19 protein-coding genes and 1 tRNA gene are annotated in these 15,440 nt (G+C 60.3%); 10 read left to right on the top strand and 10 right to left on the bottom strand.

Annotated features, from left to right (window positions below; genetic code table 11):
* Positions 1–169: 169 nt before the first annotated feature.
* From gorA to OIU19_RS16705, 5 genes are all read right to left on the bottom strand, one after another.
* On the bottom strand, positions 170–1,525 hold the full coding sequence (gorA, locus tag OIU19_RS16725) for a glutathione-disulfide reductase (protein WP_264235940.1): 1,356 nt from the start codon (positions 1,523–1,525) through the stop codon (positions 170–172).
* Positions 1,526–1,623: 98 nt separating this feature from the next.
* Positions 1,624–2,463 (bottom strand): UTP--glucose-1-phosphate uridylyltransferase GalU, encoded by an 840-nt coding sequence (galU, locus tag OIU19_RS16720; protein ID WP_016391540.1) that lies wholly within the window; start codon positions 2,461–2,463, stop codon positions 1,624–1,626.
* A 270-nt stretch (positions 2,464–2,733) separates the two neighbouring features.
* Positions 2,734–3,645, bottom strand: coding sequence for a c-type cytochrome (locus OIU19_RS16715; RefSeq protein ID WP_264235939.1), 912 nt, complete (start codon positions 3,643–3,645; stop codon positions 2,734–2,736).
* Positions 3,642–4,292 carry a cytochrome c gene (locus OIU19_RS16710; RefSeq protein WP_264236053.1) on the bottom strand — a complete coding sequence of 217 codons (651 nt, stop codon included), beginning with the start codon at positions 4,290–4,292 and terminating at the stop codon, positions 3,642–3,644. The genes OIU19_RS16715 and OIU19_RS16710 overlap by 4 nt, the downstream gene beginning before the upstream one ends.
* Before the next feature lie 145 nt (positions 4,293–4,437).
* Positions 4,438–4,797, bottom strand: coding sequence for a hypothetical protein (locus OIU19_RS16705; RefSeq protein ID WP_264235938.1), 360 nt, complete (start codon positions 4,795–4,797; stop codon positions 4,438–4,440).
* Between the two features lie 162 nt (positions 4,798–4,959).
* On the opposite strand from OIU19_RS16705, the gene OIU19_RS16700 reads away from it, so the two are divergent.
* The 8 genes from OIU19_RS16700 (at position 4,960) to csrA (ending at position 10,728) form a co-directional block, all read left to right on the top strand.
* A complete protein-coding gene (locus OIU19_RS16700; RefSeq protein WP_186556724.1) occupies positions 4,960–5,262 on the top strand; it encodes a DUF1883 domain-containing protein in 303 nt (100 codons plus the stop codon).
* Positions 5,263–5,267: 5 nt separating this feature from the next.
* A complete protein-coding gene (locus OIU19_RS16695; RefSeq protein ID WP_186556725.1) occupies positions 5,268–5,438 on the top strand; it encodes a hypothetical protein in 171 nt (56 codons plus the stop codon).
* 51 nt (positions 5,439–5,489) lie between these two features.
* Entirely contained in the window at positions 5,490–6,563 is a 1,074-nt protein-coding gene (locus OIU19_RS16690) for a nitronate monooxygenase family protein (RefSeq protein ID WP_264235937.1), read from the top strand.
* 110 nt (positions 6,564–6,673) lie between these two features.
* Entirely contained in the window at positions 6,674–7,432 is a 759-nt protein-coding gene (gene modA / locus OIU19_RS16685; protein ID WP_264235936.1) for a molybdate ABC transporter substrate-binding protein, read from the top strand.
* The gene (gene modB / locus OIU19_RS16680; protein WP_264235935.1) at positions 7,432–8,112 is read left to right on the top strand and encodes a molybdate ABC transporter permease subunit; all 681 of its coding nucleotides are present in this window, start codon (positions 7,432–7,434) and stop codon (positions 8,110–8,112) included. Before modA ends, modB begins: the two co-directional genes overlap by 1 nt.
* Position 8,113: 1 nt before the next feature.
* The gene (gene modC / locus OIU19_RS16675; protein ID WP_264235934.1) at positions 8,114–9,205 is read left to right on the top strand and encodes a molybdenum ABC transporter ATP-binding protein; all 1,092 of its coding nucleotides are present in this window, start codon (positions 8,114–8,116) and stop codon (positions 9,203–9,205) included.
* Between the two features lie 58 nt (positions 9,206–9,263).
* Positions 9,264–10,280, top strand: a complete 1,017-nt coding sequence (locus OIU19_RS16670) for a DNA topoisomerase IB (RefSeq protein WP_264235933.1) — start codon at positions 9,264–9,266, stop codon at positions 10,278–10,280.
* 253 nt (positions 10,281–10,533) lie between these two features.
* Positions 10,534–10,728 carry a carbon storage regulator CsrA gene (csrA, locus tag OIU19_RS16665; protein ID WP_186556731.1) on the top strand — a complete coding sequence of 65 codons (195 nt, stop codon included), beginning with the start codon at positions 10,534–10,536 and terminating at the stop codon, positions 10,726–10,728.
* 76 nt (positions 10,729–10,804) lie between these two features.
* Here the strand turns inward: csrA and OIU19_RS16660 are convergent, their stop codons facing one another.
* The 4 genes from OIU19_RS16660 to OIU19_RS16645 form a co-directional block, all read right to left on the bottom strand.
* Positions 10,805–11,158, bottom strand: a complete 354-nt coding sequence (locus OIU19_RS16660) for a response regulator (protein ID WP_264235932.1) — start codon at positions 11,156–11,158, stop codon at positions 10,805–10,807.
* A 12-nt stretch (positions 11,159–11,170) separates the two neighbouring features.
* Complete coding sequence (locus tag OIU19_RS16655) at positions 11,171–12,616, bottom strand: ATPase domain-containing protein (RefSeq protein WP_264235931.1); 1,446 nt, start codon at positions 12,614–12,616, stop codon at positions 11,171–11,173.
* Positions 12,617–12,641: 25 nt separating this feature from the next.
* Positions 12,642–13,784 carry a nitrogen regulation protein NR(II) gene (locus OIU19_RS16650; protein WP_264235930.1) on the bottom strand — a complete coding sequence of 381 codons (1,143 nt, stop codon included), beginning with the start codon at positions 13,782–13,784 and terminating at the stop codon, positions 12,642–12,644.
* 83 nt (positions 13,785–13,867) lie between these two features.
* Positions 13,868–14,086 (bottom strand): hypothetical protein, encoded by a 219-nt coding sequence (locus OIU19_RS16645; RefSeq protein ID WP_319004530.1) that lies wholly within the window; start codon positions 14,084–14,086, stop codon positions 13,868–13,870.
* Between the two features lie 289 nt (positions 14,087–14,375).
* Between OIU19_RS16645 and OIU19_RS16640 the strand changes: the two genes are divergently transcribed.
* Together OIU19_RS16640 and OIU19_RS16635 are read left to right on the top strand one after the other, a co-directional pair.
* A tRNA-Leu gene (locus tag OIU19_RS16640) sits at positions 14,376–14,460 on the top strand.
* A gap of 104 nt (positions 14,461–14,564) precedes the next feature.
* Positions 14,565–14,978, top strand: a complete 414-nt coding sequence (locus OIU19_RS16635; protein WP_264235928.1) for a DoxX family protein — start codon at positions 14,565–14,567, stop codon at positions 14,976–14,978.
* Between the two features lie 46 nt (positions 14,979–15,024).
* On the opposite strand, the gene OIU19_RS16630 is transcribed toward OIU19_RS16635, so the two are convergent.
* Positions 15,025–15,216, bottom strand: coding sequence for a hypothetical protein (locus OIU19_RS16630; protein WP_264235927.1), 192 nt, complete (start codon positions 15,214–15,216; stop codon positions 15,025–15,027).
* Positions 15,217–15,440 lie beyond the last annotated feature (224 nt).

Raw genomic sequence — 15,440 nt, 5'->3', positions numbered from 1 at the left:
AACGCTGATGAATACGATCAGCCAATACCGACCGACGCCGCTTGCGCAGCGCCGGGGCAGTATCAAGAAGGCGTCAGCAGCACGCTGTAAGGCAAGCAGAGAGAACAGGCAGGAAAGCTCGACCGAGCTGATCAGAAACCTGCATAGCAGAACGTATGTGAGCGTTTACTCATCGCGTTACCGTACGCATGGTCACGAACTCTTCGGCCGCCGTCGGGTGTACGCCGATGGTTTCGTCAAACTGCTGCTTGGTGGCGCCCGCCTTGAGCGCGATACCCAAGCCTTGGATGATCTCGCCGGCATCAGGCCCAACCATGTGACAACCCAGTACCTTGTCGGTGTCGGCGTCGACCACCAGCTTCATCAGGGTCTTTTCCTGGATGTCGGTCAGGGTCAGCTTCATCGCCCGGAAGCGGCTCTCGAATATCTGCACGTGGTGCCCGGCTTCCAGCGCCTGCTCTTCGGTCAGTCCAACCGTGCCTATCGGCGGCTGGCTGAACACCGCAGTCGGGATGTTCTGATAGTCCACTGGGCGGTATTGCTCAGGCTTGAACAACCGCCGCGCTACCGCCATGCCTTCAGCCAGCGCGACCGGCGTCAGCTGTACGCGACCGATGACATCACCAATGGCCAGGATCGACGGCTCGGTGGTCTGGTACTGCTCGTCGACGCGCACGAAGCCACGCGGATCGAGCTCCACACCGGTATTTTCCAGTCCGAGGTTATCCAGCATGGGCCGTCGGCCGGTGGCGTAGAACACGCAGTCGGTGATCAGCTCGCGGCCGTCCTTGAGGGTGGCCTTGAGGCTGCCGTCGTCCTGCTGGTCGATGCGCTGGATATCGCTGTTGAATTGCAGATTCAGGCCGCGTTTATCCAGCTCTTCTTTGAGATGGGTACGCACCGAGCCATCGAAGCCGCGCAAGAACAAGTCGCCGCGATAAAGCAACGTGGTATCGCTGCCCAGTCCCTGGAAAATGCCGGCGAATTCGACAGCGATATAGCCGCCACCCACTACCAGGATCCGCCGTGGCAGCTCCTTGAGGTAGAACGCCTCGTTCGAGGTGATAGCCAGCTCCTTGCCAGGAATGTCCGGCACCTGCGGCCAGCCACCGGTGGCGATGAGGATGTGCGCGGCGCTGTAGCGCTGGCCTTCGACTTCCACTTCGTGGGCGCCGGTCAGGCGAGCATGGCCTTGCAGCAAGGTGACTCCACTGTTGACCAGCAGGTTGCGATAGATGCCGTTGAGGCGCTCGATCTCGCGGTTTTTGTTGGCGATCAGCGTCCCCCAGTCAAAGTGCCCTTCTTCCAAGGTCCAGCCGAAGCCTGCAGCTTGCTCCAGCTCGTCGGCCACGTGAGCCCCGTAGACCAGCAGTTTTTTCGGCACGCAGCCAACGTTTACGCACGTGCCGCCCAGGTAGCGGCTCTCGGCCACAGCGACCTTTGCACCGAAGCCCGCGGCGAAGCGCGCGGCACGCACACCGCCGGAACCGGCGCCAATCACGAACAGATCAAAATCGTAGGCCATGTATTCAGTCTCCTTGGCTGGCGCTCAGCATACCGCCGTTGGCCGCCACAAACAAAAAAGCCACCCCGAGGGGTGGCTTGTCGACCTGGCGTGGCGAATCAGTACGCCTTGCCGGTCTTGTAGTAGTTCTCGAAGCAGAAGTTGGTCGCGTCGATGTAGCCCTCGGCACCACCGCAGTCGAAGCGTTTGCCTTTGAACTTGTAGGCAATCACGCAGCCGTTCTGCGCCTGCTGCATCAGGGCGTCGGTGATCTGGATCTCGCCACCTTTGCCCGGCGGGGTGTTCTTGATGATATCGAAGATATCCGGGGTCAGGATGTAACGACCGATGATCGCCAGGTTCGACGGAGCGTCTTCTGGAGCCGGCTTCTCGACCATGTTGGTCACACGGAAGATGTCGTCGCGGATCATGTCACCGGCGATGACGCCGTACTTGTTGGTTTCCTGCGGATCGACTTCCTGGATGGCGATGATCGAGCAGCGGAACTGGTTGTACAGCTTGACCATCTGGGTCAGCACGCCATCGCCTTCCGGGTTGACGCACAGGTCGTCTGCCAACACCACGGCGAACGGTTCATCGCCGATCAGCGGCTGGCCGGTGAGGATCGCGTGACCCAGACCTTTCATTTCGGTCTGACGGGTGTAGGAGAACGAGCACTCGTCAAGCAGGCGACGGATACCGACCAGGTATTTTTCCTTGTCGGTGCCCTTGATCTGGTTTTCCAGCTCGTAGCTGATGTCGAAATGGTCTTCCAGGGCACGCTTGCCGCGGCCGGTAACGATGGAAATCTCGTTCAGGCCAGCGTCCAGTGCCTCTTCAACGCCATACTGGATCAGTGGCTTGTTGACCACCGGCAGCATTTCCTTGGGCATGGCTTTGGTAGCGGGCAGGAAGCGAGTGCCGTAGCCGGCTGCCGGGAACAAGCATTTTTTGATCATATACGTCCTTAACAAGGGCTTTGCGTACGAAATTCGGCGCAGTCTAATCAGGCGGCACGCACCTTACAATGCCCCGCCCTCGGGCGACCGATGCCATGATAGAGATAACCCAGTGTAGATAGTTCCGGCCAATCGTAAATATTGCGCTCAGTGAAAACTAACCACCCCCGCGATCCTGCGGCAATTGCAGCTGCGCGAAGCGCTTTGAATCAAAGCATTCAGAACCGCACTGTAGGCGTAGGGGCTGCCTTGCAGCCCCCTCTGCGGCGATTAATCGCTCCCCTGGCCGATCAGCAGTCCTTCGACCGTCTGTCCATAAAGGTTTACCCCATCATTGGCGTGGAACTTTAGCCGGGTCTTTTCGATGGAACCTTCGACCAAGCGCGGATCCTGCGGGCGCTCGTGACGGTTGATCCAGGCGGCGACATCCCAGGCCTGCTGATCGCTCAGGCTGCCGGGTCGGCCCAGCGGCATGTTGTACTTGATAAACGACGCCGCGGTGTTGATTCGGTGCATACCTGCGCCCCAGTTATAGGCGTCCTTGCCCCACAGCGGCGGCATCACGTATTCCCCTGCCACTTGCTGGCCTTCGCCCTGGTCGCCGTGACAAATCGCGCATTGCTCGCGATACACCTGCTGGCCACGTTTGAAGTCGTAGCCGCCCTTGGGTTGAGGAACCTCCGGGTAGCCGCGACCAGGTGTCTCGATACCGGTAGCCGCATGGGTCGAGAGCCAGTAGGCGTAGACACTGAGTGCAGTCATCTGCGGGCTGTCGGCAGCCGGTGGCTTGCCGTTCATGCTGAACTGGAAGCAGCCTTGGATGCGCTCGGCGAAGGTGTTGACCTTGTCGTTCTTCTTGCGATACGCCGGATACATCGGATACGCACCCCACAACGGCGCAGAGAAGGCCATGCGTCCCTGGTCAAGGTGGCAGTTGCTACAGTTCATGCCATTACCCACGGCCTCGGGCATCAGTCTGCGCGTATCGACAAACAGCGCATGACCTTCGCGGACCATTTTGCCAAACGCGTTGTCCGGCAGCTCACTTTCCGCTGGCGGGGTGAACTGCGGGGCAGCCTGGGTGCCTGGCACCTTGAGCTGGGACTGATCTTCCATGGCAATCGGCGCCGCCTGAAGGCTGCCCACGGCCAACAGTAACAGGGCTGGGATCATCGGCTTCATGGCTTGACCTCCTGGCTGCCGGGCTCGGCGAAGAACGCGGCAACTGCCGTAACCTCAGCATCGGTCATCGCCTTGGCCACGCCGACCATCAACTGGTTGGGGTCGTTGCTGCGGCTGCCATCGCGCCAGGCATTGAGTTGCGCCACCAAGTAACTGGCCGGCTGCCCGGCCAACGGCGGAAAGTGCTCACCAACGCCGCTACCGCCCGGCCCGTGGCACTGCACACAACCTGGAATGTGCCGACTCCAGTCGCCATACAGCGCCAGGCGCGTCACCGGATCGGTGGCGATCTGTTGCCGGCGCTGCTCGGGGGCGGGGTCACTGGGCAGGTTGGCAAGGTAGGCACTGACGGCCTTGGCTTCTTCTTCGCTCAAGGCCTTGGCCAGCGGCTCCATGACAGCCTGCTTGCGACTGCCCTTGCGAAAGTCGCCTAATTGCTTGTTGAGGTATCCGGCGGGGAGTCCAGCCAAGCGGGGGAAGCCTGCGGCGGCAATGCCCTTGCCATCGGCGCCATGACAGCCCAGGCAAGCCATGGCGGCAGGATTCTGCCCGCCTTGCGTGAAGATTTTCTGGCCATCGGCGGCATGCGCCGCAGGCCAGGTCAGGATCAGCGCAGTGCTGATCGCGACGCGACTCAACGGTTTGATCACGGGACGCTCCATTTCCTTGTTATAAGCTTAGGCTTAATGGGTATAAGCACAAAAAGTCTAGGCTTATCCTCCGGCAGGGAACAACGCCTACCGGACAAGAAGATGGCAATCTGCCCGTTAATTGCTCATGAGCTGAGCTGGATCAAGATCCTGAGATGCACTTGGTCGCGGCGGTACGCACGTCGCCCAACCGCAGGGGGAAGTTGTTCAAACGCTCACGCAGCTTGATGCTGCTGCCACTGCCGCGTTTGTCGATGTCCAGCAGCGCGGCCGGGCCGGTACCTGCGGTCAACTTTTGCGGCACGATCAGGCGCAAGCCATCACCACGCTGCTCTTCGTGCAAAGCATCGCGGCTATCAGCCAGCTCAGCCTTGACGCAGTCAGCGTAAGCGCGCGGGGTCTTGCCAGAAATCACATCCATGGTTTCTCGCGATTGCTCCAGTTCCGAAACACTGACGCAGCCGCCCAAAGTCAAGGTCATCGCCGCCACCACCCACTTCATTCGTTGTACCTCTGTCCTTTAAAGATTGTGTATGACAACGCCCGGGCGGATTTGCTCCCTGCTTTGGCGGATTTATCCCTAGCCCGGTCAACAGGGGCGCGAGTGTACCCTTACATCGTGATATCTTTCGCGTTTGCAGAGATAAACCTTGCGGAGCATCACATGAAATTCGTACACCAGCGCGAGCATCTCAACGAGGACGATATCGTCGTTATCGAGTGTTCCCAGCGCTGCAACATCCGCCTGATGAACGACGCCAACTTCCGCAGCTTCAAGAATGGCGGCCGTCACACCTACCACGGCGGCGCCTTCGATCGCTTCCCGGCCAAGATCACCGTGCCAAGCACCGGTTTCTGGAACATCACCATCGATACCGTCACCCCGCGCCCGATCTCGGTCACGCGTAAGCCGACCTTCACCCACAAGATCAAGATCATCCGTCGCTCGTCGTCGCAACTGAGATAAGCCTCATGACCCAGACCATCAAATACGTGATCAAGTACAAACTCGATGGCGAGCGCCGTTGGGACTTCGCCCTGATGCCCGACAGCTCCACCGAGCAGGCCCTGCAAGCGTTGCGCAAGATCCATGGCGATGACGCTGAGAAGATCAGCGACATCCAGGTCAGCAAGGCCCTGTAACCCCCCCCCCTGAGGTAAGCCCCCGTCGTCACACCGCACAAGGAGCCGCGCATGAGCACCTGGTCAGACCGCCGCATTCTCGATCTGTTGGGCATCGAGGTACCCATTCTCCAGGCGCCCATGGCCGGCGCCACGGGCTCGGCCATGGCGATTGCGGTGGGCAATGCCGGTGGGCTGGCAGCGTTACCTTGCGCCATGCTCAGCCTGGAGCAGGTGCGCAGCGAGATCGACGCTTTCCGCGCAGCCTGCCTGGGACCGCTGAATCTCAACTTCTTCTGCCACCAACCGCCAGTCGCCGACGTTGAGCGTGACGCGCGCTGGAAGCAGGCACTCAAGCCGTACTATGAAGAAGTGGGGGCAGACTTTGACGCCCCGACGCCAGTTTCCAACCGCGCACCGTTCGATGAACACAGCTGCCAGCTAGTCGAGCAATTACGGCCGCAAGTGGTCAGCTTCCATTTCGGCCTGCCATGTGCCGACCTGCTCCAGCGGGTCAAGGCAACGGGCGCCAAGGTGCTGTCCAGTGCCACCACGGTAGAAGAGGCGCGCTGGCTAGAGGCCCATGGCTGCGACGCGATCATCGCCATGGGCTATGAAGCGGGTGGGCATCGCGGCATGTTCTTGAGCGAGGAGATCACCAGCCAGATCGGCACCTTTGCCCTGGTGCCGCAGGTGGTGGATGCGGTACGCGTGCCCGTGATCGCCGCGGGCGGTATCAGCGACCACCGCGGACTGGTCGCGGCCCTGGCGCTGGGCGCCTCGGCAGTGCAGATTGGCACAGCCTACCTGTTCTGCCCCGAAGCCAAGGTATCGCCTGCCCACCGGCAGGCGCTAGACAGCGCACCTGCCAGCGATACGGCACTGACCAACCTGTTCACCGGGCGACCGGCACGTGGTATCAATAATCGGATCATGCGCGAGCTAGGGCCCATGAGTGACCTGGCGCCGCGCTTTCCGCTGGCCGGCGGTGCGTTAATGCCGTTGCGGGCAATCAGTGATGCCAAAGGCAGCAGTGATTTCAGCAATCTGTGGTCGGGGCAGGCATTGCGTCTAGGGCGAGCGATGCCGGCGGGCGAGTTGACCCGGGACATTGCAGAGAAGGCATTGGCGCAATTGGGGCGCTGAGTCAGGGATTGTCATCGTTCTGGCCCCTCTCGCGGGTGCCTCTTCCCGATCAGCGGGTTATCGCTATATAGTCGACCACATAACGATAACCTGCCCTCTGGAGCTGCTTCATGCGTATTCGTCTGTCCCACCTGGCCGTCACCGCACTGGCCGGCCTGATTACCCTCAATAGCGCGTGGGCAGATGAGGTCCAGGTTGCCGTTGCCGCCAACTTCACCGCTCCGATCCAGGCCATTGCCAAGGACTTCGAGAAGGACACCGGCCACAAACTGGTGGCTGCCTATGGTGCCACCGGGCAGTTTTATGCGCAGATCAAGAATGGCGCGCCATTCGAAGTGTTCCTCGCCGCCGACGACAGCACCCCGGCCAAACTGGAGCAGGAAAAACAAACCGTGGCAGGCTCGCGCTTCACCTATGCCATCGGTACTCTGGCGCTATGGTCGGCCAAGCCTGGCTATGTCGACGACAGAGGCGCTGTATTAAAAAGTAATGACTACAAGCACCTGTCCATCGCCAACCCGAAGACCGCGCCCTACGGCCTGGCCGCCACCCAGGTTCTGCACAAGTTGCAACTGACCGAAGCCACCAAAGGCAAGATCGTCGAAGGTCAGAACATCACCCAGGCGTTCCAATTCGTCTCCACCGGCAATGCCGAACTGGGCTTCGTCGCCCTTTCGCAAATCTACAAGGACGGCAAGGTCGAGAACGGCTCGGCCTGGATCGTGCCTGCCGATCTGCACGAGCCGATCCGTCAAGACGCAGTCATCCTCAATAAAGGCAAGGACAATCCGGCGGCCAAAGCCCTGGTCGATTATCTGAAGGGCCCCAAAGCCGCTGCGCTGATCAAATCCTACGGCTATGAAATCTGATGCCACTCGACGCCAGTGACCTGGGGGCGATTTGGCTGACCATCAAACTGGCCAGCTTGACCACCTTGATCCTGCTGGTGGTGGGTACGCCTATCGCCTGGTGGCTGGCGCGTACCCAGTCATGGCTGCGCGGGCCAATCGGCGCGGTGGTGGCCTTGCCGCTGGTGCTGCCGCCGACGGTAATTGGCTTCTACCTGCTGATCGCCCTAGGCCCGCACGGTTGGATCGGCCAGGCCACCCAGGCGCTCGGCCTGGGTAGCGTGGTGTTCAGTTTTGCCGGACTGGTGATCGGCTCGGTGGTGTATTCGATGCCGTTCGTGGTGCAGCCGTTGCAAAACGCATTCAGCGCCATCGGCCCACGCCCATTGGAAGTCGCCGCAACCTTGCGCGCCAGCCCTTGGGATACCTTCGTGCACGTGGTTCTACCGCTGGCCCGGCCAGGCTTTGTCACCGCCAGCATCCTTGGCTTTGCCCACACCGTGGGCGAATTCGGCGTAGTGCTGATGATCGGCGGCAATATTCCAGACAAGACCCGCGTGGTCTCGGTGCAGATCTTCGATCACGTCGAGGCCATGGCCTATTCGCAAGCGCACTGGCTGGCCGGGGCCATGCTGGTATTCTCCTTCCTGGTGCTGCTCCTGCTCTATGCGGGCCGGCGCGGCAAGGCTGGCTGGAGCTGAAATGAGCTCATCGATAGTGGCGCGGCTGACCCTTGGCCGCGACGATTTTACCCTGGATGTCGACCTGCACCTGCCAGGTCGCGGGATCAGCGCGCTGTTTGGCCACTCCGGCTCCGGCAAGACCTCTTGCCTGCGCTGCCTGGCTGGGCTTGAGCGCCCCAGCAGCGCTTATATCGAAGTCAATGGCGAGGTCTGGGAAGACAGCGCACGCGGCTGGTTTCTGGCCCCGCATCTGCGCCCGGTCGGCTATGTGTTTCAGGAGGCTAGCCTGTTCCCGCATCTCTCGGTGCGCGGCAACCTTGAGTTCGGCTGGCGACGCATCAAGGCCAGTGAGCGCAAAGTCAGTTTGGACCAAGCCTGCCAACTGCTCGGTATCGGCCATTTGCTCGAGCGCAAGCCAGCCACGCTGTCAGGCGGCGAAGCGCAACGAGTAGGCATTGCTCGGGCTCTGCTCAGCAGCCCGCGGCTGTTGTTGATGGATGAACCCTTGGCAGCCCTGGACGGACCGCGCAAGCGCGAGATCCTGCCTTACCTGGAACGGCTGCACGATGAACTGGACATCCCCGTGGTGTACGTCAGTCATGCGCAGGATGAAGTCGCCCGCCTGGCTGATCATCTGGTACTGCTCGAGCAGGGCAAGGCCGTGGCCGGCGGGCCGATTGGCCAGACCTTGGCCCGCCTCGACCTGTCGCTGGCCCAAGGCGAAGATGCGGGCGTGGTGCTCGAGGGCGTGGTGGTGGGCCATGATCCACACTATCAGCTGTTCGATCTGCGCCTACCCGGCAGTGACGCTCAGGTGTTGCGTATCGCCCACCCGTCTTTGGTGGTCGGCAGCACTCACCGGCTCAAGGTGCAGGCGCGCGACGTCAGCCTGGCCCTGGCCGCCGACAGCACTTCAAGCATTCTCAATCGCTTGCCGGTACGGGTTCGTGAATTCCGCGAGGCGGACAATCCCGCCCATGTGCTGGTCAGTCTGGACGCTGCCGACAGCGCCCTGCTCGCACGCGTGACCCGCTACTCTGCAGACCAGCTCTGCCTGCGCCCAGGCCAGATGCTCTGGGCCCAGATCAAATCAGTGGCGCTGTTGATCTGAGCATCGGCGGCTTTGCCGTTGTCCATTGCTCAGGTAACTGGTCGATGGATGCCGCCTCATGCTCGATTGCCCCCTGCCCCGCACCCTGCATTATGTCGACGACAGCCAGCCCGGCCTGAGCCGGCGTCGTTGGCGCGACCGCTTCATTTATCTGGATGCCGATGGCAATCGCGTGCGAGATAGCCAGACCCTGGCGCGCATCGCTGCACTGGTAATCCCACCCGCCTATACCGATGTGTGGATCTGCGCCGACCCGCAGGGGCATTTGCAGGCGACCGGGCGCGATGCACGCGGGCGCAAGCAGTACCGCTACCACAGTGAGTGGCGCGAGCTGCGTGACCAGCACAAATATGGCCGGATGCTGGCGTTCGCCAAAGTACTGCCCGCGCTGCGCAAGCAACTGGACAACCACCTGCGCCGACCAGGCCTGGACCGGGAAAAGGTCATGGCGCTGGTCGTCAGCCTGCTCGACACCACGCTGATTCGCATTGGCAACCGCCAATACCTGCGCGATAACAAGTCTTATGGTCTGACCACCCTGCACGCGCGGCACGTCAAGGTCGAGGGCAGCACGATTCGTTTTCAGTTTCGCGGCAAGCGCGGCGTGGAGCACAACGTGACGCTACGCGACCGCCGTCTTGCCGGGTTGATCAAGCGTTGCATGGAGCTACCGGGGCAGTCGCTGTTTCAATACCTGGATGAAAATGGCCAACGCCACAGCATCGGTTCCAGTGAAATCAACCTGTTCCTGCAACAGCTGACCGGTGCCGACTTCACGGCCAAGGACTACCGCACCTGGGCCGGCAGCAGCTTGGCTCTGAGCCTGCTGCGCCCACTGGCCTGGGAGCCCGACAGCGAAGCCAAGCGCCAGGTCAGCGCAATCGTTCGCCAGGTTGCCAGCCGCTTGGGCAACACCCCTGCAGTCTGCCGCCGTTGCTACATTCACCCAGCGGTGCTCGAGCACTTCCACCTGGGCCGGCTCGCCACACTGCCCAAAAGCCGCACGCGCAAGGGCCTGGAGCCTGAAGAAGTCGCCTTGCTGCGTTTTCTGCAGGGCCTGCAAACCCTCGATTGACTCACCCTATCCTCACCATCAAGCAGAGAAATTTCCAATATGAGCGTAAGCCCCCTATTCTTGCCACCGAGCACCTTCGCCGATAGCGCTTTAATGGGTTAAGTCGGCACCTGCAACTAGAGACAGGCAACAGATTTTGTCAGCGGGGGAATTCCTGTCCGCCGAAAGCGTCTTTAATGAGAAGGAAGAGGGACAAGCTCCCGCCGCAGCGGTAAATGGCCGCACGGTTTTCATCATTACCAAGGAGAACTACATGCTGATACTCACCCGCAAGGTTGGCGAAAGCATCGTCATCAACGATGACATCAAAGTCACCATTCTGGGCGTTAAAGGGATGCAAGTGAGGATCGGCATCGATGCACCGAAGGATGTTCAGGTTCATCGTGAAGAGATTTTCAAACGTATCCAGGCTGGCAACCCGGCGCCGGAAAAACATAACGACGAATAGCACTGATCTGCATCGCCTGAAGCCGCACGGATGCGCTTGACCGATCGGCCCGCCGATGCGGGATTTTGCCTGGCCTTCAGCCGCCCAGCAGTTCCCGCACTTTGGCGATCAGCTCTATCGGATTGAATGGTTTTTCAAACACCGCAACGAACAGATCAGGACTGGCCTGGCTGGCTTGCGCGCCACTCATGAGAATCACCGGCAGGTCTGCAAGCTCCAGCTCGTCACGGATTGCCCTGGCAAGCTCTTCGCCGTTTTTCTTCGGCATCATGAAGTCAGTAATGACCAGGTCTACCCGCTTCTGCTTCAAGGTTTCCAGTGCCTTGGTGCCATCACCCGCTTTTTCAACCGCAAAGCCCTCATCCTCCAATGCATAGGCAAGGATTTCGACTATCAGGTACTCGTCATCGACGATCAGGATGGTATTCATCGCCTCATCCCATCACCCACCCTCCTGCGGCACAGCGCTACCAGAGAGCACTCCCGAGGCCCCCTCGAACGCTTTGCGCAGAGTGACACCCTGAGGCCCCAGGCACAGTTCATGAAGCGCAGGATCGTGGTGACTGTCGCGCACTTTGAGAATTGATAGCATCCGCCGCAACTGCGCATCCAGCTCGACGAAGCGAGTCAGCAGCAGGTTGTCGACAATGCTCGACAGATCCGGCGCGGGCGCGCTGATCTCGGCGCCGAACAGGTCACGCATCTCCCAGGTCATCAGCACGCTGACGTCATGAGCGCGCAGCTCGCCGATCAGCGCACGGAAAAAACCATTGAGCCGCGCAGGGTCAGCAGCCAGCCGACTGAACGCCCCCAGACTATCGATGACCACTCGCTTGGCGCCCAACGCCTTAACTTGAGCAAGCAAGCGCGCACCTAGCTGATCGAGTAAGCCTTCGGTGGTTGGTTGCCAACACAGCTGCACGGCGCCCGCGCGTTCCAGGGTGGCAAAGTCATAACCCAACGCGGCGGCCTTCAGGCGCAAGCGCGCTGGGGTTTCATAGAAGCCAAAATGCAAACCCGGCGCCTGCGCGGTGGCGGCAGCCAGAAAGGTCAGCCCCAGCGACGTCTTGCCAATCCCCGAGGGCCCCATCACCAGACTGGTTGAGCCAGTGGCCACACCACCGCCAAGCATCTCGTCCAGCGTAGGCGCACCGCTGGTGACCCGACTCAGGGTCGCGGTGCCTGGTTGGCTAGGATGGCTGTAGAGCGACTCCAGACGTGGAAATACCTTGAGCCCGGTCTGATCGATCAGGCACTCATGCAATCCTGCCAGGGCAGCACTGCCGCGGGTCTTGCGCAGTTGGATATGGCGTATTGCCCGGCTTCCAACCAACTGCTCGCTGAGCTCAACCACCCCGTCGACCATCGTATGCTCGGGGCTGCCTTCCTGTAGTCGAGCACTGGTCAACAACAACACTGTGCAACCGGCGAAGGCGGCATGGCCCTGCAGCTCAGCAACGAATTTCTTGGTATCCAGGGTCGTTTCAGCGCGCACCCGGGCATTGAGCAACCCATCGACGATGAGCAAGGTCGCCTGTTGCCGGGCGATTTCCTGACGCAACAGCTTGACCACCGCCTCCAGCCCCTCCTGCTCCAGGGTATCGAAGGCACTGACGAACTGGATCTGATCGCCGACCAGGGCCTGATCGAAGAACTCCAGCGTCGAAAGGTATTGGAACAAGCGCTCGTGAGACTCGCTAAGCAAGGTCGCCACCAACACTCTGCCGCCCTCACCCACATGCCCCCAGGCCAGCTGGTTGGCCAAGATCGTCTTGCCTGCGCCAGGCGGCCCTTGGATGATGTAGGAGGCACCCACCACCAAGCCGCCCTTGAGCAACGCATCAAGCCCATCGATGCCAGTGGTCAGCCGTTTGAGTGCTTCTACCATGGTGTCCACCTAATTGGATGTCGTGCTATGGGCCAATCTGGGCAACGGGCAAGTACAAGCTCATGCGCGTGCCAACCCCTACTTCGCTAGTTACACAGATCGCACCATTGCTTTGCTTGGCAAAGCCATAGACTTGGCTCAACCCAAGCCCGGTGCCTTTGCCGAAGGCCTTGGTGGTAAAAAACGGCTCGAAGATGCGTGGCAGCACCTTCGCCTCGATACCTTGACCGGTGTCCTGCACAGCGAAACACACAAAGCTGCCGTGCAACCCCTCAACTTCGCCTGACAACTCAACAGCGTTCACCTCAAGGCGAATACTCCCCTCACCGTCGATGGCGTCACGGGCATTGAATAACAGGTTGAGCAGGACCATCTGCAACTGCCCGGCATCGGCTTGGATCATCGGTACATCCAGTTGCAGATGTTGCTCAAGCACTATCTCACTGGGCAGCGCGTGCTCCAATAGACCACGGGTAGAATCGATCAGCTCGGCTGGTGCGATACGCGTGACGTTCAACTGCTGATGGCGAGCAAAGCTGAGCAAGCGCTGGGTGAGCTGGGTTCCGCGCTGGCCCGCATCGAGAATATGCTCGAGCAGGCGCCGCACGCGCTCAGGATCCTGGCTACTTGCAGCCAGGCGGGCAGAACTGAGGATGATGGTCAGCAGATTGTTGAAGTCATGCGCCAAGCCGCCGGTCAACTGTCCTAGGGCTTCGAGCTTCTGCGCCTGGAATAGTTGGGCACGCATGGTATCCAGTTGCAGTGCCGACTCGCGCCGGTCGGTGATGTCGCGGGTAACTTTGGCCAAGCCGACAATCTGGCCGTGCTCGTCACGAATCACATCCAGGGCCGCCAAGGCCCAGAACTGCGTACCGTCCTTGCGTACTCGCCAGCCCTCATCCTGGGCAACGCCCTGCTCCAGTGCCTGGCGCAACAGTTGCGCAGGGCGCCCTTCGGCACAATCTCGGGGCGTGAAAAACAGCGAGAAATGCTTGCCGATGATTTCATCGGCGCGATAACCCTTGATGCGCTCGGCACCGGCGTTCCACGACACCACGTTACCGTCAGGGTCGAGCATATAGATGGCGTAGTCCACTACCGACTGAACCAGCTGTTCATAGCGGTTGGTGGGCACTTCAGGCTGATCCAGGCGGTCGGTTGAAACCATGCAAGCTCCACAGGCACCGCAGGGAAAGACAAATTGAGCGTAGTTCAGAGTCTACTCGCCCTCGGGCCATCAAGCGAAACTCTTCAGGTCATGCGCTCTACTACAACCGGGCTGAGTCTGCGCGGCATCGTTACCCTAAGCAGCCACAGGCATGCCAACACAACGCCGCCGCCAGCCGCGATTGCCAGCCCTCTCTGCTGAACCGTGTGCTGTGCGTCGAAGCCGATCATCAGCAGATAGCCGCCCAGGCACAACAGGCTGAAGTAAAGGAAAGCCGCTAGAACGAAGACCTGAGCGAACATTATGCGCCAGAACAGCCTAGGCCGTACGACGCGCGTTGAGGGTACAGACGAGAGCTCAGCAGACATGGCATTTAGCTCATTGGATCCAAAGTTTCGAACAGTGGCCTAATGCTGGCACCGTGTCAATTGCATCTTTGCCAATTATGGCCTAAAGCCTTGAGAACGCCTCGGTTTGATCGGGCCCTACCAGCCGCTGAGTTGACTCACCTATAACGATGGGTTATAAAGCGCGCTTGATTGTGTGGCCCTTAACTACGATGCGCCCGGTCCTTGCGGCCCTTTCAAGCGTGCGAGTGTGGTGGAATTGGTATACACAGCAGACTTAAAATCTGTCGGCGTGAGCCTTGCGGGTTCGAGTCCCGCCACTCGCACCAATCTTCTTTGAAAAGGCGCCCATGAGGCGCCTTTTTCATGCCTGGCGCAAAACCTTTGCGCGCCTGCTAGAGTGGAACATGTCTCGGTTCATTGGAATGCCGCCATGCGCTACTCCCTGTTCGACGGTCAACGCGATGCGATAATTCTGCTTGCGCGTATCCTGCTGATGATCCTGTTCGTCATGTCTGGCTGGAGCAAACTCACTGGCTTCGAAGGCACGGTTGGCTACCTCGGCTCACTGGGCGCTCCGGCCCCAACGCTGGCGGCGGCAATCGCGGTGATCATGGAGTTCTTCGTCGCCATCGTGTTGATCCTGGGCTTCTATACTCGGCCGCTGGCGTTTCTGTTTGCCCTGTTCGTGCTGGGAACGGCGCTGATCGGCCATCCCTATTGGAACATGGTCGACCCCGAACGTAGCGCCAACATGACCCAGTTCTTCAAGAACCTGAGTATTGTCGGCGGTCTACTTTTGCTGGCAGTCACTGGGGCTGGACGATTCTCGCTTGATCGTCGCTGAAGACAGCGTACCGAGCTGCGCTGCGTAAGGGCCGTTCAGCGCAGGCTCAGTCGCCGTCGACATCATCATGCCAGGCGGGATGATCCTGCTCATCGAAGTCATCGAGGGTATTTTCATCTTCCTCAATGTCATCTTCCAGGCCCTGGGCATCGGCCTCGGAATCCAGATCCTGGTAGAGAAACTCGTGGTCGAGCAGATGATCATGCTCAGGTTCTGGAAGGTCATCTTCGTCGTGCATGCCGGGCTCCTGAAATAAGCACGCCTGTATAGGCCGTTCAACGGCCGCGGTCAATCACCGAGCCGTTAATGCTGACTTAACTGCCCGACACCAGACTGCAACCTCTCCCTTCAAAACGTCCTTGCCCGCCTCCTGGCGGGCTTTTTTGTGGGCACCACCAGGCACCAGCGCCTAGTGCAACGCTGCTGGCTGACATCGGTCTGAACGCACGCCTGCTCAGCAGA

It is taken from the genome of Pseudomonas sp. BT-42-2, assembly GCF_025847435.2.
GTDB classification, from domain to species: Bacteria; Pseudomonadota; Gammaproteobacteria; order Pseudomonadales; family Pseudomonadaceae; genus Aquipseudomonas; species Aquipseudomonas urmiensis.
This window is presented reverse-complemented; position numbering and strand designations above follow the sequence as displayed.

Bases quoted from the DNA above. Each gene is read 5' to 3' on its own strand.
- gorA (WP_264235940.1), bottom strand. From the start codon at position 1,525: ATGGCCTACGATTTTGATCTGTTCGTGATTGGCGCCGGTTCCGGCGGT.
- galU (WP_016391540.1), bottom strand. From the start codon at position 2,463: ATGATCAAAAAATGCTTGTTCCCGGCAGCCGGCTACGGCACTCGCTTC.
- OIU19_RS16715 (WP_264235939.1), bottom strand. From the start codon at position 3,645: ATGAAGCCGATGATCCCAGCCCTGTTACTGTTGGCCGTGGGCAGCCTT.
- OIU19_RS16705 (WP_264235938.1), bottom strand. From the start codon at position 4,797: ATGAAGTGGGTGGTGGCGGCGATGACCTTGACTTTGGGCGGCTGCGTC.
- OIU19_RS16700 (WP_186556724.1), top strand. From the start codon at position 4,960: ATGAAATTCGTACACCAGCGCGAGCATCTCAACGAGGACGATATCGTC.
- OIU19_RS16695 (WP_186556725.1), top strand. From the start codon at position 5,268: ATGACCCAGACCATCAAATACGTGATCAAGTACAAACTCGATGGCGAG.
- OIU19_RS16690 (WP_264235937.1), top strand. From the start codon at position 5,490: ATGAGCACCTGGTCAGACCGCCGCATTCTCGATCTGTTGGGCATCGAG.
- modA (WP_264235936.1), top strand. From the start codon at position 6,674: ATGCGTATTCGTCTGTCCCACCTGGCCGTCACCGCACTGGCCGGCCTG.
- modB (WP_264235935.1), top strand. From the start codon at position 7,432: ATGCCACTCGACGCCAGTGACCTGGGGGCGATTTGGCTGACCATCAAA.
- modC (WP_264235934.1), top strand. From the start codon at position 8,114: ATGAGCTCATCGATAGTGGCGCGGCTGACCCTTGGCCGCGACGATTTT.
- OIU19_RS16670 (WP_264235933.1), top strand. From the start codon at position 9,264: ATGCTCGATTGCCCCCTGCCCCGCACCCTGCATTATGTCGACGACAGC.
- csrA (WP_186556731.1), top strand. From the start codon at position 10,534: ATGCTGATACTCACCCGCAAGGTTGGCGAAAGCATCGTCATCAACGAT.
- OIU19_RS16660 (WP_264235932.1), bottom strand. From the start codon at position 11,158: ATGAATACCATCCTGATCGTCGATGACGAGTACCTGATAGTCGAAATC.
- OIU19_RS16655 (WP_264235931.1), bottom strand. From the start codon at position 12,616: ATGGTAGAAGCACTCAAACGGCTGACCACTGGCATCGATGGGCTTGAT.
- OIU19_RS16650 (WP_264235930.1), bottom strand. From the start codon at position 13,784: ATGGTTTCAACCGACCGCCTGGATCAGCCTGAAGTGCCCACCAACCGC.
- OIU19_RS16645 (WP_319004530.1), bottom strand. From the start codon at position 14,086: ATGTTCGCTCAGGTCTTCGTTCTAGCGGCTTTCCTTTACTTCAGCCTG.
- OIU19_RS16635 (WP_264235928.1), top strand. From the start codon at position 14,565: ATGCGCTACTCCCTGTTCGACGGTCAACGCGATGCGATAATTCTGCTT.
- OIU19_RS16630 (WP_264235927.1), bottom strand. From the start codon at position 15,216: ATGCACGACGAAGATGACCTTCCAGAACCTGAGCATGATCATCTGCTC.